Consider the following 14,812-nt stretch of genomic DNA (forward strand, 5'->3'; position numbering starts at 1 on the left):
CCTTCTCACCCCTTCCAGTAACGTCTGACCGCGCAAAGTTCCTTCTCATAAACCGTTCCGGCCAGCACAGTGAGATCAACTCTTTTACCGGGCGTCGGGGAATGAATCATCTTTCCGCCGCCCGCATAGATGCCGACATGGTGAATATAGCCTTTCCCTTCATTGTAGGCGAAAAAAAGCAAATCGCCGGGTTCCATGGACTGCGGGTCGATTTTTCTGCCGCCGGCCGATTGATCGTCCGCGTCGCGGGGAATCAGATACCCTCCGGCCCGCAGCATTGAAAAACTGAACCCTGAACAATCATAGCCGTAGGCGCTCATGCCCGACCAGAGATAGGGAAGCCCGATAAAACGCTGCGCATTTCGGACGATCCGTTCACCCGAAGCACGTCGGCTCCGCGATGGGAACACGACGGCTTTTCTGCTGAGCAGTCCCAATCCGACCGGACTGTCCACTTTGACCGTCGATTCATCCTCATCGACAAGCGGGAGAAAAGTGGCAAAACTCAGATCAAATGACGGTTGTCCGTCACTTCGGATAAACGGAGCGGTTTTGCTTTGCACCATTACCTTTTCGACGGGATGATCGGCCGCTCCTTCCGCAAGCTGGCCGAGCGGCATCCAGCCCGGGTAACCGCGTGCGTCCTTTGCCGACTTCTGAGACGGGACCGCGACTTTGGCCCAGCCGCCCTGTATGTCGTCGATGATGACTGCGTCTCCGAACAAGACCTGAGTCTGCAGCCTCTTCTCTTCACACAAGGCAATATTTTCTTCACGGGTCATTGCCGTCAGCCACTCGGCAATATCCGCTGCTTCAGACACCGCCGCGGCATCGACGGGACGGGCCGATGACGGATCTGTCCAAACGGTTGCTACGGGAACGGCCGCCCTTCTCAAGTCCACAATAACTCATTCTCCCTTCAATGATCGATCGTCCATCAGCAGTTTTTTTATTCCAAGGCCCGGGTCCTTGGGGAGAAAAATTTGATTCTTGTGAAAGCGCACACCGCCGATCACCGGATCGGAGGCAAACATGAGCGGCGCATCGAAATCGCAGCGCGTGACGTTTTTCTTGCCCGCCGCAAAATGACAGGCAGCGGTCACGGAAATTTTCGATTCAATCATACAGCCGACCATACACTCCACGCCGTAGGCCTCGGCCAGAGCATTAATTTTTTCCGCACCTGAAATGCCGCCTGCTTTCATTAGTTTGATGTTGATCAGGTCGCAGCCATGAATCGCCAGAAGGCGTGCGGCATCACGGGGACTGAAGACGCTCTCGTCGGCCATGATCGGAATCTCTGTATGTTCCGTTACCCGTTTCATTCCTTCAATATCCCACGCCGGAACCGGCTGCTCAACGAGTTCAATCCCGAGATCCATATTTTCCAAGCGATGAATCACGGCAATAGCTTCCTTGACACCCCACCCCTGATTGGCATCTACCCTTAGTTTCACATGATTGCCGACAGCCCGGCGAATGCCGGCAATACGTTCAATATCTTCTCCGATTGTTGAATTGCCGACTTTAATTTTCAATGTGTCGAAACCCATTGCAACAAGCGACTTGCTATCAGCAATCATCTCTTCGGCCCGGCTTACACTGACCGTATAGTCCGTTTCCAGCCGGTCCGTGTTGCCTCCCAGCAGCTGATAGAGAGGAAGGTTCGCCTTCTTGCCGAGGCAATCGTAAACAGCAATGTCGACAGCGGCTTTTGCACTGGAATTGTTCAAAAGCGTTTTTTCAAGAATCGCCTCGATTCTCTCTCTCTGCTCCACAGCCAGCCCGATGATCGACGGCCGGATAATGTGTATGACGGCATAGTTAATACTTTCAAGACTGTCGCCGGTTATGACATGGGTCGGCGGGGCTGCTCCAATACCGACGGTTCCGTCGTCGCAGCAGAGATAGACGACGATGCTTTCTGCCTCCTTCACCGTTCGGAGCGCCGTTCTGAACGGTTTTTTCAGGGGAATTGAAAGCCTCCTTGTTTTAACATCAACGATTTTCATAGGTTGTCTTCTCTCCCGCTCTCTAGAAAACTCCTGGCTGAATCCACAACCGTTTTCTTCCCGCATCCAGAAGCGCCGCCGTCCCAAGCGGTACGGAAAAATTCGGCCGGCAGTGCCCGATCAGGAAGCCGCTCACGGCCGGTTTCCCCAAAGAACCAAAATATGTTTTGAAAACTTCACTAAAAGACGGAACGTCATTCTGCTCCCTCGGCCGATTCAGACGGAAATCTCCGATCACAAAACCGGAAGCCCGGCTCAGTTTCCCGGCAAGGCGCAGCTGATTCAGCATGCTGTCCACCCGGTAGGGATCCTCATCGACATCTTCAATCAGCAGCAGTTTATTTTTTGTATCGATTTCAAACGGCGTGCCCAGTGTACTGACCAGCAGTGAGAGGTTGCCGCCGACAAGCGTTCCTTCCGCAATTCCATCCGCAAGCACACTGAGATCGGATACCTGTTCGTCATATCTCAGCCAGCCCGGCTGAAGAAGCTGTAAAAATAGCTGTCTGGAAAGCAAAGGCACATCTTCCGCCCCCCAGTCGGAGGCAAGCATCGGTCCGTGAAAGGTCACCAGTCCCGTTATCTGACGGATGGCTGTGTGAAGGTAAGTGATGTCGCTGTATCCCCAGAAAATTTTCGGATGGCGGCGGATCAGATCGAAGTTGATCCGATCGGCAAAGCGCGCGCTCCCATATCCGCCTCTGGAGCAAATAACCGCGCGGATCGTATCATCCGCAAACATCTCGTGAAAGTCGCTCAGACGTTCTTGATCCGAGCCGGCCAGATATCCATTCGCTTTCTGCACATATTTTCCGATCCTGACCCGGAAGCCGAGCTGTTTCAGCCAGTCGACGGCACGTTCCAGATTCTGCGGATCGGGCGGTCCGGCAGGGCTGATCACGCCGATTGTATCGCCCTTGCGCAATCGTTCCGGAATGATCATAGCCGCCCCCTCTTTCTGATGACTTGATTTAGCCGAAAGCCGCTTCCCGATATCCGAAAACGGGTGGCAATACATGTCAGCCAGGATCTTTTCATCCATCTGTGCCGCTTTTGAGTTAATTGTTTTTCGACGCCCATTTCAAGTCGATGTAAGCGGCCGGATGGAAGACGAGTCCGTGAACCTGGCTGTTCAGCAGGAACGTCTGATTATAAAAATAGGTCGTAAAGAGCGGCATTTGCTGAAACAGCAGCTTTTCCGCTTTGTACATCAATGCGTAGCGTTTACTGTCGTCTTTTTCATTCTTCGCCTGCCGGATCAGACTATCATATTCGCTGTTGTTCCACTGCATGCTGTTTATCGGCATTCCGGTCTGGAAATTTTCGAGAAAGTTGATCGGATCGCCGTAATCGGCAAGGAATGAACCGCGCGAAAACTGGAATTTTCCCGCTTTTTGCTGCGACTGGTATACGTTCCATTCCATATTGGCCAGCTTGATCGTGATGCCCAGATTTTTTTGGTACATCGCCTGAATCGCCTCTGCGATCGCCTTGTTGTTATCACTCGTATTATATGTCAGAACGACTGGCGGGAGCGTTTTCCATCCTTCCTCTTTCATTCCCTGGGCAAGAAGCTTTCTTGCCTGTACGGGATCGTAGCCATAGAGGCTGCCGTTATGTGTACGGAAGTCCTGACCGCCCGGATCTTTAAATCCGGGCGAGACAAAGCCGTACGCCGGAACGTTTTTCTGTTTGACCACATAGTCCGTGATCTGCCGGTTGTCGACGGCCATGGCAAAAGCGCGGCGAATATTGATGTTATTGAAAGGTTTCATAGTGACATTCATACTGAAAAAGTAGGTTCCTGCCTGCGGCACGACGTGAACTTTTCCCTGTTTGAAAAATTGGTTGGAGAGGTCCGTCGGAACGCCGGCCATATCAAGCTGGCCCGTTTTATACATCTGATACTCAGTATTCGAATCGCTGACCATTGCCCAGTCGACTTCATCAAGCTTGACAGTGTTTTTGTCCCAGTATGTGCTGCTCTTTTTAAACACCATCTCGGAATCGTGTTTCCAGGACGCCAGTTTGAACGGTCCGTCACCGACGAATGTGCTCGCGTCGGCATACCATTTAGGATTTTTTTCGGCCACTTTCTGATCGATCGGGAAGAAGGCCGGATTGGAAACCATGCTGATAAAATAAGACTGCGGCGAGGTCAGAGTGACCCGGAATGTTTTGGAATCGACGGCTTTCACCTGTACATCGCCGGCCGAACCCTTTCCGGTATTGTACGCTTCCCCGCCCGCGATCAGATAGGCAAGAAATGCGGCGGGAGCGGCCTTTTTCGGATCGAGCATCTGCTTCCAGGCGTAGACAAAATCGCCGGCCGTCAGATCGTCGCCATTGTCCCACTTCGCATTTTTACGAATATGGAACGTGTACGTCCTGCCGTCCGCGGAAACATCCCATTTCTGTGCGATCGCCGGCTGCGGCTCATTGTTCTTCCCAAGGCGCGTCAGCCCTTCCATCAGATTGTTCAGCGGATCCCATGAAACCTGATCATAGCCCATAGGCGGATCGAGAGATGTCGGCTCAGATCCGTTGTTCAGTTTCAATATTGCTTTTCCGCCGCTGCTTGATGCGTTCGGCCTGGCCGTACAGCCGCCGAAAGCCAAAATCAAAAGGACTGCTGCCCCAAGCAGCAATGTCATACTCAGCCGTTTTTTCAAAATGATTCCCCCTGATTCGATAGATTTTTAACCCATTGCCGGTTTTGATCGGCTCTTTTATCTAAAAGCCAGCAATCAACGGCATGATGCGCATCAAGCGTTGTTGCCGGCGGTTGCACGTGCTCGCACACTTCCATCGCGAACGGGCAGCGCTGACTGAAAGCACAGCCCGGGGGAGGCGCAAAGAGATCCGGCGGCGCACCTTCAATCGGCCTGAGCGAGTCTGAAGGAAGATCAAGCCGGACGACGGAGTGCAGCAGGGCCTGAGTGTAAGGATGCCGGGACCGGTAGAAAATATCGCGTTTATCGCCCAGTTCGACGATTTTACCTGCATACATCACGGCAATCCGATCGGCCACTTTGGCGACTACCCCCAGATCATGGGTGATCATGATCATCGCCACACCGGTCTCTTTCTGGATTTTATCGAATAATTCAAGAATCTGTGCCTGAATGGTCACGTCAAGCGCGGTGGTCGGCTCATCGGCAATCATCAGGTCGGGGCCGCAGATTAAGGCCATGGCAATCACGATTCTCTGCCGCATGCCGCCGCTGAACTGGTGCGGATACTGTTTCATCCGTTCTTCGGGATTGGAAATGCCGACCCGCTCAAGCATTTTCATCGCCTGGATTCCGGCCTGCGCTCTTGTTGCCCTTTTCTGATGCACAATGCCCTCCGTGAGCTGCGAGCCGATGGTCAGCGTCGGATTCAGGGCGGTCATCGGATCCTGAAAAATCATCGACAGATCCACGCCTTGAATCCGGCGTTTTTGTTTCGGGCTCATTTTGACCATATCCTGCCCCTTGAAGACGACAGCCCCTTCCGTAATTGTGCCGGACGGTTCCGGGATCAGTCCCATGACTGCCAGCGACACTGTGCTTTTGCCGCAGCCGGACTCGCCGACAATCGCCAGCGTTTCCCCCTTTTTTAATGAAAAACTGACACCGCGGACGGCGCGGACGGCTCCTGCGCGTGTCTTAAAGGAGACATGAAGATTCTCAACTTCAAGTAAATTCTGTTCCACTGTCCTCAACTCCTCAATTTCGGATCCATCGCATCCTGAAGTCCGTCGCCGAGAATATTGAATGCGAACATAGTCAGCGAGATAAACAGCGCCGGGAAGAACAGCTGCCACCAAAGTCCCTCAAGAAACGGAGTCAGTCCGTCGCTGGCCATGACGCCCCAGCTGGCGTAAGGCGCCTGAACGCCCAGCCCGAGAAAACTGAGGAAAGCTTCCGAAAAAATAGCCGACGGCACAGTCAGGGTCACCTGAACGATGATCGGGCCCATGGTGTTCGGGATCAGATCTTTGCGGATGATCCGCCATGCTTTGCTGCCGAATGACTGCGAAGCGGTAACAAATTCATCATTTTTCAGCTGGAGAACCTGGCCGCGGACAATTCTCGCCATTCCCGTCCAGCCTGTCACTGTCAGAGCAACGATGATTGTCAGGAGACTCGGCCCCATGACGACCATCAGAAGAATCACGACAAGCAGATAGGGCAGGCCGTACAAAATCTCAATGATCCGCATCATCACAAGATCCGTTCTGCCGCCGATGTAGCCGGAGAGGCCGCCGTATGCCACTCCGATCAGCAGATCGACCAGTGCCGCAACCAGCCCGACAAATAAAGAAATCCGTGCCCCGTACCATGTCCTTGCAAAAACATCCCGGCCAAGATTGTCCGTCCCGAACCAGTGGCCGGCGGACGGTTCAAGATTCTGCATGGCCAGATTCTGTGCCGTGACAGAATGGGACGAAAACATCGGACCGAATACGGCCATACAGACAAGCAAAGCAAGAAAAGTCAATCCTCCGAGCGCCAGCCTGTTTTTTCGCAGCCGGTACCAGACATCCTGCCAATAGGAAATGCTCGGACGAACCATCTCGCGCTGCTGTGCCCGATTCCGCTTCAATGGCCGGAACCAGGTATCGGGTACCCTTTCCGGAGACGGCTGAAACTTTTCTTTCACCGCTGCCATCATTTTGCCTCCCTGCCCATCTTTATTCTCGGATCGAGCCATCCGTAAGCGATATCCACCAGAAAAAGCATCACAATCAGAATGGCGCTGTAAAAAACGGTGGTTCCCATGATGACCGGATAATCGCGCGAATTAATGCTGTCGACAAAATATTTTCCCATACCGGGAATAGCGAAGATTTTCTCAATAACAAAGGTCCCGGTCAGAATGGCCGCCGCCAGTGTACCGAGAACCGTGACAACGGGAAGAAGGGCATTCTTCAATGCATGTTTGAACACAATCAGGGCCGGAGAAAGCCCTTTTGCCTGTGCGGTTCTAATATAATCGCGGGTCAGAACTTCCAGCATACTGGAGCGGATCAGACGGGCAATGATCGCCATCGGCCCCGTTGCCAGCGCAATAATAGGCAGAATCATATAACGGATCCCCTGCCAGGTCCCGGCCGGAAGCAGCTGGAGATTGACGGCAAATTCCTGAATCAGCAGAGTGGCAAGCACAAAATCCGGAATTGAAATGCCGAGGACAGCGATCGTCATCGCCGCATAATCAACCATTCCGTTATGTTCTAACGCCGCGAGGATGCCAAGCAGCATTCCTGAAAGGACGGCGACAATCAGCGTCCACATACCGAGCTCGAACGATACCGGAAAACCGCGGCCCAGTAAATCGTTGACGGTCTGGTCGGGCTGTTTGATCGACGGGCCGAAATTGAAGGTCGCAACCGACTTCAGATAGATCAAATACTGAACGGGAAGCGGCTGATCCATATGATAATGCGCCTCCATATTCTGCAAAGCGGCACCGCTGATTGTTTTCCCGCTGCTGCTGTTGAACGGGGAACCGGGGATCGCGTGCATCAGAATAAAGGTCAGCGTTGTGATAACCCAAAGTGTCAGAATCATCGCTATAAATCTTTTCATCATGAACTTTGCCAAAAAGGCGGCCTCCCTTCGTAAAATAGCCTGATAACACAATATTCAAATAATTGGTGATACATACCACGAAGTCTTGCCAAACGCCTGATACGTTTTCCTGAACGACAAAATCCAGCCCTGAAAAACACGGGCTGGATTTTGCCTAGGTTTATGTAGACAAAGCGGCTACGACCTGATTATATTTCTTAAGCGCATCATTAAAAGCGACAATGAGCGCCCTTTGCGAGGAACCGAAATAGCGCAGGCGGATTTCATCGATAATAGACGAATCGTTTATAAACCGCCCGACAAGCAGAGAGCGGACAAAACGCACGGTCAGCTCTATCGTCGCCGAACATTCCGCATCGATAATTCTTCCGTCCGTCCGATCAACGACCAGCCCGAGAAAAAACTGATGAAACTGGATCGTAATCGGATTCTTCTGCGAAGATTTCGAGTCACCGATAATGAAAATGGTATCATCGTTATAATGCATCTTTCAAAATTCCTTTCCAAATGTATCTTTCAGATGATTCAAGGGGCTGTCAATGGGTCGTTGCAGAAACCTGAACCGTGAAAACATTTTAAAGGAATAAAGTAAGTATAAAGTCGAAATCAATATATGTCAATATTTAAAAAATTGTTTTTTTACATAATTAAAAGAAATAATTGATGGTGGACGCATACCGATTTCTATGACCTGACGACGTAAAAACATCCTATAATCCGAATCTTAGGAAATTTTGATCCGGCTGCAGAGAGCGGGTGCATGCTTTAACCGCGGTCACGGCGCTCCGATGCTGAAGAAACTGCCGGGAGCCGAATTTTCAGATTTATCCGGTATTTTATATTAAAAAAGCCCAGAAAAAACGTCCCATCCGCCGATTTTCCGGCGATGAGACACCTGCTTTTTCATTTTACAACCATCGATCACAATAAAGACATCCGCCCGATTGCCCGGCGGCACCTCGCGGACAGCCTCCCGGCAATCACGGCTCAGGATCTGCCCGGCCGCCCGGCCGACAACAACCGGTCCCCGGGCATAAAAATAATCAGAAGAAAAGCCAGAACGGCGGGAATCATCGCCCAAAGAAAAGTCGCGGTAATTGAAGAAGCAAGGATGTCTTTCAATGGATTCAGCACCTCTTTCGGAATGTGCGACCGTGTTTCCGGTGAAAGCAGCGCCCGCGGATTGCTTAACTGATTCAAAAATCCGCTGTGATCCGTTGTACCGAACATATTTTTAAGTTTTAAAGAAAGAATGTGGCTTTGAATCGTGCCGAATACGGTTATTCCGACTGTCATGCCGAACTCGCGCAGAAACGCCAGTGTCGAGCTGGCCGATCCGTATTCCGACGGCTTAAATCCGTGAATCGCCGCCATTCCCAGAACAGAAAAAGAAGCGCCGACGCCATAACCGATAATCACCATATAGAAAAGAACAAATAAAAAAGAAGTGTCGGCCGCCATCGTTCCTGCGAGCAGCAATCCGATGATTAAAATTGTGCCGTGCAGCAGCATGATGGATCTGTAGCTCATCCGCTGCGCTATAATTCCGCCCGCAGCACTTGCTGCCGTGACGCCGACCATCATCGGCAGCAGCATCAGTCCCGCGTCTGTTGCCGTACCGCCGAAAACACCCTGAATGTAGATCGGCAGCATGACAATGGCCACCATAAAAGGTATACCATAAACAATACCGACAAGATTGCTGACCGCATACAATCTTTTATGAAACATTTTAAAAGAGATAATCGGTTCTTGTACCCTTGTTTCGACTGCCAGAAAAAGAATGAAAAAGACGGAAAAGGCAGCAAAAAGGCCTATAATGACCGGTGAAGCCCATCCGTACGTGTTTCCGCCCAGCTCGATCGCAAACATCAGGCTGACAGTCGACAGGACCAACGTGGCGGCGCCCGCCCAGTCAATGGCCGCCCGCTCGTGCGTCCGCGACTCTTTATAAAAGAAAGCAATAAGAATCACCGCAAGGATGCCGAGCGGCACATTAATGTAGAAGATCCAGTGCCAGTTCAGATGGTCGGTAATGAAAGCGCCGAGAAGCGGCCCTAAAACACTGGAAAGTCCGAAAACGGCACCGAACAGACCGCTCATCTTTCCCCGCTCTTCAAGCGGAATGATATCAAAAATAACCGCAAAGGCGATCGGCATCAGGGACCCTCCGCCGATTCCCTGCAGCGCCCGGTAGATACTGAGCTGAGTCATGGACGAAGCGGTCCCGCAAAGAATGGAACCGAACAGGAACATGCACAGTCCAAAGACAAAAAAGCGTTTTCTGCCGTACATGTCGGAAAGTTTGCCGAAAATCGGCATGCCGGCCATCTCGGTAACCAGATAAGCAGAAGTGACCCAGACAAACTGATTCAGCCCCCCAAGATCTGCAACAATGGTCCCCATCGCCGTCGAGACCACCGTCTGATCCATCGATGAAATGAAGATGCCGAGCATGAGTCCCGCCAGGACGAACGAAAAGGTTTTCCGGGATTCCGAGGACTTCGGTTGTTTCATAATTCGCCTCCCTGCTTTCTCTACTGCCTGTCTTACTGATGAAGTTCCTTTTTTCGGCCATCACTCCTTCCGGGACAAAGGAGCCGGCAGACGCCGGACACGGGCAATGCCGGTCCGCGCTGTCACTTATTCACTGTACCATAACATGACGGCCGTGAACATTAAAAAACGCCGGTCCTTCCCAAATAACAGGATACAGACTGAAGACCGATTTCCCGGTTTCTATCGACATCCGCCATTCAAAGAGGTGGCTATTTTGTTCAAACCGTATTTCTCTTTATGTGTCAGTCAACCTTGATCCACGCCTCGGCCCATGTCTGAATAGCCTCAATAATCGGTGCCACAGCCTCCCCTTTTTCAGTAAGAGAATATTCCACGCGTATCGGCACCTCCGGGAAAACATCCCTCTCGACAATCCCTTCCTTCTCCAACTCTTTCAGCCTTTCGGAAAGAAGCCGTCCGCTGACAGGAATCGAATCCTGAATCTCGCAAAAGCGCTGTCTTCCTTTAAGAAGCTGAAAAAGGATCAGGCCTGTCCAGCGTTTACTTAATATAGACATTCCCTTTTCAAACTTAGGACATAATTCGGTCTGTTTCATCGTACCTGCCCCCAAATAATGAATTTGAACCTGTTCCCGGTTATATCAGGACTCGCCCTATTATCAGCAAATTTGTCTCAAGTAACCCGCTCTCCGTGTATAGTCTTGATCGGCCGGCGGATTTTATCATGAGCAATTGAATCGTTGGGACTTCGTTTCGAATAACCACAGAAATTAACAGTGTCCATAAAGGTCTCCGAGAATAATATTGAGAAATTTATCACAAGCAATAAAAAAACGATGGAAAGAAAACTTTCAAAATCACAAGAATTGATTACTTCTTATACATCATTCCAATACCTTAAGAACATTATTATACCAACTTGTGAATATTTATCAAATGAAAAATATCGCTTATTGATTATATTTCTAATAACTGACACATTTTACCCAACCGGGAAAGAGGCACATTCTAAAATGATCCGACGCTCATAGAGCCCCCAGATCGCTTGGCGGCCGGCCCTTCCGTTCCGCTCTCGCCGTTCTTTTATCGTCCCCGGCTCCATGAAGCCGCCATTCAACTGAAGCGATCTGACGATGCAGCAGAAAAAAAGCGGAACAGCCGCTATGGAAAATCGGTCCGGCGGCAGCACCGCTGTTTGATTAATGGACACCCGCTCTTTCCGTTTTTACATGGCTGCGCCGAAGTTCCTCCTGACAGTCTTTGCAATAGCCGTAGATCTCAAATTTGTGTCCGGTCACTTTAAAATCGGGATCGAGTTTTGACAGATCCTGCATCGGGCACACCTCGATTGTCTTGGTCTTCCCGCAGCGCAGGCAAATGAGATGATGATGGTGGTGTTCGGTGCAGTGAAACTGGAACACCTTTTCCCCGTCGAGCTCGGTCTCCTCGAGAATCAGCAGCTTCTTGAACAGAGAAAGATTTCTGTAGATTGTATCAAAACTTATACCCGGATAGGCATCCTTTAATGCGGTCTGAATCTCTTTCGCAGATAAATAGCCGCCGCTCTCCTCAAAAAGTTCCAGTATATCTTCACGTTTGTCCGTATGCTTAAAGCCCTTGGCCCTGAGAAGAATCAACGCTTCATTTTTATTCAATCGATTTCCGCCTCTTTTATTCCGATCAGCAGGACATATTAATCTTATTCCTAGCATAACAAGTTTTATCGGAAAGCAACAGAAAAACATGCTTATTATTTATAATATCAAATGTTTTCTAAATAACCAATGCTCTCTTTTTCAGCGACTATCGCCGGCAGCTGCTATAGTTTTCGCAGGCTTATTACAAAACCTGGCTTCGTCTGCACCGAAGTTCTGACGAACTCCCGCTGAAATGATTCAAAAGTCATGCAGCATGGTCACCCGACAAATGTCCCGCCTCATTGCCGTTAAAGAGCTCAACAGCGATTTCGTTGAAGGCTCTATATGAACGCTTTTGACGAAACAGCCGATTCGTTAAACTCATCTCTTATATAATCCATCATCCGCTCATCCGCTGAAATTTTCTATTTCTTAGATGTAAAAAAAGAGTCCTCATTCCAGAGAAACTCTCGTCCATAAATGTTTCTTTTTCGCCGTTTTACCGGTCTCTGATTCTCTGCGGCCGCTTTTACCAAAAAAGAGCGATGGCCGCTATGGCAACGATTGACGCCAGAGCAACCGGAAATCCCCAGCCCCAGCCCCAGACGAATAATCCGGGACCGTCGGCTCCTGCGCCGTCCATCGGCCGGATGTATGCATATTGCCCGTCAACTTTTGTCAGTACCCCTCGATGTACGGAACCATTATGGCAGCGGATCATGACAGGCTGATCAATCAGCTTGTGGCATTTTGAACAGATGTCGTCATATAACAAGCTTTTTCCTCCTCGCACGCTGGATAGTTTCCATAATATGCGTCAGAAAGAACAGCGAAGCGGCGCTTGTCACCGTATGGAAAAAGGAAAAAGTCAGCCGATCCTGCCGGCGTACCCGTGGCGGGCGTGATCGATCGTCTGCGCCAGCAGGTTCATGACGTGTTCGTCTTCTTCAGAATAGTAAATCGTTTTGCCGCTGCGGCGCGACTTGACAAGCCGCAGATTTTTCAAAAAACGCAGCTGATGCGATACTGCGGACTGCTGCAGATCAAGGCTGCCTGCAATCTCGCTTACCGAGCATTCCTGCTGCGATAAAAGATACAGGATCCGAATCCGCGTCGGATCCGACACAGCTTTAAAAATCCTTGAGACCGTAAACAACGTGTCTTCATCCAGTTCCGCTTTTTTTCTTTCGGTCACTTGACTCACCCTTTAAATGCCGTCGTTTCTCAGTCCCCTTAAAATTAGCAGAAAATGAATTAAATTGTCAACGGGCAGCGGCTGCCCCTGCATGCGCCGACCAGTCTTCAATATCCCACGTTCTCGTCACCCAGCTTTTATAAAAGCTGCGCTCGTGGCTGACAACGACGAGAGTCCCGTCATATTTCTCAAGCGCATCGCTCAGTGCTTCCTTTGCGTCCGCATCGAGATGATTGGTCGGTTCGTCAAGAATCAGCACATTGTTCTTCTGCAGCATCAGCCGGGCAATCCTTACTTTCGTTTCCTCACCGCCGCTTAACGTATTCATCGGCTGGCGCATATGTTCCGCAAATACCCCGCACTGGGCCAGGTGCTGACGCAGCACTTTTTCGGACAGCTGCGGGAACTGTTCCATCAGCCACTGAAGCGGATCCAGAGCGGCCGGGGAAGATAACTGGGCAAGATAGCCGGGGGCGACCCGGTCGCCAATCGTGATTTTTCCGGACAGCGGCGCCATTTCACCAAGCAGTGTTTTTAAAAAAGTCGTTTTGCCGATCCCATTGCGGCCGATAACCGCTACCTTTTCTCCCCGGGTGATTTTCAGGCTGATCGGAGGCAGAATCGGCCGGCCGTAGCCAATACCGACTTTTTCCGCCGAAAAAATCAGCCGCACCGGCGACACGTCGCTCTTGAAGTGAAACCTTGGTTTCCGAACGGAAGCCGGAGGGGTCATCCGTTCCATTTTACTGAGTTTTTTCTCACGGCTTTTTGCCTGTTTGGCGGTAGCGGCACGCACTTTGTTTTTCTGAATATAAGTTTCCAGTTTCCTGATTTCTCTCTGCTGCCGGCGAAAGGCAATCTCGTGCTGCTCGATACGCGCCTCATGCTGCTTAAGAAACGATTGATAGCCGCCCACGTAGCGGGCCAGTTCGTGATTCTCAAGATGATAGACGAAATCGGAGATCAGATCCAGAAACGCCGCGTCATGAGACACGACAATAAAAGCATGCGGATAGTTTCTCAAGTAATCGGTCAGCCAGCGGATATGCGGCACGTCTAGATAGTTTGTCGGTTCATCGAGCAGCAGCATTTCAGGGGCTTCAAGCAGAAGCCTGGCGAGGCACAGCTTTGTCAGCTGGCCTCCGCTCATCCGGTCGATGTTCGTGTCGAGACCGATTGCCGTCAGTCCGAGACCGTCCGCCATTTCATGAATCCGCGCATCGATCGAGTAGAAGTCATGTGCCGTCAGCCAATCCTGAAGCCGGCCGTATTCCTCGATGACTCCGTCGCAAATATCGGGACTCTGCATCTTTTTTGTCAGTTCGTTCATTTTCTTCTCCGCATCCAGCAGCTCCTGAAAAGCGCTCTGCAGAAATGTAAAAATGGTTTTATTTTTATCAAAATGCAGGTGCTGCTCGATGACTCCGACGTGCAGATCTTTTCTCCTCTCAATGGTCCCGCTGTCAGGTAAAAGCTTGCCGGTAAGCAGCTTTAAAAAGGTCGATTTCCCGGCTCCGTTTTTCCCGACAAGCGCGATATGTTCGCCCTCCATCAATCGAAAGTTTATTTGCTTATAGATCAGCTTGTCTCCGTATGAAAAAGACAAGTCTTTCGCTTCAATCAATAACAATTTTCTGTTCCCCTTTCATTCCGGCCTCCGCGCCGATAAAACAGAAAGGTCCCTCTGAAATCCACAGTAAAAGAGGGCAGAGTTAAAGCGCTCCGTCCCCCTTCCTGTTCGCGGACAATCCGCAAACGAAGCAGGACCCCTTATCCGTTACCGCACCCGGCCGGCCGCAAAATGCACCGATTAAGAAGGCAGACTTCACCTGTCTCAGGCCAGTTTGAGTGCAAGAATAGCGGATACAT

14 protein-coding genes are annotated in these 14,812 nt (G+C 50.7%); all 14 read right to left on the minus strand.

Annotated features, from left to right (window positions below):
* Window positions 1–5 precede the first annotated feature (5 nt).
* The 14 genes from OYT88_RS09595 to OYT88_RS09660 all read right to left on the minus strand — a co-directional run bounded on the left by OYT88_RS09595 (window position 6) and on the right by OYT88_RS09660 (window position 14,573).
* Window positions 6–902, minus strand: a complete 897-nt coding sequence (locus tag OYT88_RS09595) for a C40 family peptidase (protein ID WP_274399588.1) — start codon at window positions 900–902, stop codon at window positions 6–8.
* A gap of 6 nt (window positions 903–908) precedes the next feature.
* A complete protein-coding gene (locus OYT88_RS09600; protein ID WP_274399589.1) occupies window positions 909–2,012 on the minus strand; it encodes a mandelate racemase/muconate lactonizing enzyme family protein in 1,104 nt (367 codons plus the stop codon).
* A 22-nt stretch (window positions 2,013–2,034) separates the two neighbouring features.
* Window positions 2,035–2,955, minus strand: a complete 921-nt coding sequence (locus tag OYT88_RS09605) for a S66 peptidase family protein (protein WP_274399652.1) — start codon at window positions 2,953–2,955, stop codon at window positions 2,035–2,037.
* 115 nt (window positions 2,956–3,070) lie between these two features.
* The gene (locus tag OYT88_RS09610) at window positions 3,071–4,684 is read right to left on the minus strand and encodes a peptide ABC transporter substrate-binding protein (protein ID WP_443217500.1); all 1,614 of its coding nucleotides are present in this window, start codon (window positions 4,682–4,684) and stop codon (window positions 3,071–3,073) included.
* Entirely contained in the window at window positions 4,681–5,709 is a 1,029-nt protein-coding gene (locus tag OYT88_RS09615) for an ABC transporter ATP-binding protein (protein ID WP_274399590.1), read from the minus strand. The genes OYT88_RS09610 and OYT88_RS09615 overlap by 4 nt, the downstream gene beginning before the upstream one ends.
* Before the next feature lie 5 nt (window positions 5,710–5,714).
* A complete protein-coding gene (locus OYT88_RS09620; RefSeq protein WP_443029734.1) occupies window positions 5,715–6,668 on the minus strand; it encodes an ABC transporter permease in 954 nt (317 codons plus the stop codon).
* Window positions 6,668–7,591 (minus strand): ABC transporter permease, encoded by a 924-nt coding sequence (locus tag OYT88_RS09625; protein WP_443217501.1) that lies wholly within the window; start codon window positions 7,589–7,591, stop codon window positions 6,668–6,670. The genes OYT88_RS09620 and OYT88_RS09625 overlap by 1 nt, the downstream gene beginning before the upstream one ends.
* Before the next feature lie 160 nt (window positions 7,592–7,751).
* The gene (locus OYT88_RS09630) at window positions 7,752–8,078 is read right to left on the minus strand and encodes a DUF3870 domain-containing protein (RefSeq protein ID WP_274399595.1); all 327 of its coding nucleotides are present in this window, start codon (window positions 8,076–8,078) and stop codon (window positions 7,752–7,754) included.
* Between the two features lie 500 nt (window positions 8,079–8,578).
* Window positions 8,579–10,108: an MDR family MFS transporter gene (locus tag OYT88_RS09635; RefSeq protein WP_274399597.1), complete on the minus strand. Its 1,530-nt coding sequence runs from the start codon at window positions 10,106–10,108 to the stop codon at window positions 8,579–8,581.
* A 284-nt stretch (window positions 10,109–10,392) separates the two neighbouring features.
* Window positions 10,393–10,707 carry a winged helix-turn-helix transcriptional regulator gene (locus OYT88_RS09640; protein WP_274399599.1) on the minus strand — a complete coding sequence of 105 codons (315 nt, stop codon included), beginning with the start codon at window positions 10,705–10,707 and terminating at the stop codon, window positions 10,393–10,395.
* A 603-nt stretch (window positions 10,708–11,310) separates the two neighbouring features.
* Entirely contained in the window at window positions 11,311–11,766 is a 456-nt protein-coding gene (locus OYT88_RS09645) for a Fur family transcriptional regulator (RefSeq protein WP_274399600.1), read from the minus strand.
* Window positions 11,767–12,277: 511 nt separating this feature from the next.
* Window positions 12,278–12,523, minus strand: coding sequence for an LSm family protein (locus tag OYT88_RS09650; protein ID WP_274399601.1), 246 nt, complete (start codon window positions 12,521–12,523; stop codon window positions 12,278–12,280).
* A 93-nt stretch (window positions 12,524–12,616) separates the two neighbouring features.
* Window positions 12,617–12,943, minus strand: coding sequence for an ArsR/SmtB family transcription factor (locus OYT88_RS09655; protein ID WP_274399602.1), 327 nt, complete (start codon window positions 12,941–12,943; stop codon window positions 12,617–12,619).
* Window positions 12,944–13,010: 67 nt separating this feature from the next.
* A complete protein-coding gene (locus OYT88_RS09660; protein ID WP_274399605.1) occupies window positions 13,011–14,573 on the minus strand; it encodes an ABC-F family ATP-binding cassette domain-containing protein in 1,563 nt (520 codons plus the stop codon).
* Window positions 14,574–14,812 lie beyond the last annotated feature (239 nt).

Source organism: Sporolactobacillus sp. CQH2019 (genome assembly GCF_028765345.1).
Classification (GTDB): domain Bacteria; phylum Bacillota; class Bacilli; order Bacillales; family Sporolactobacillaceae; genus Sporolactobacillus.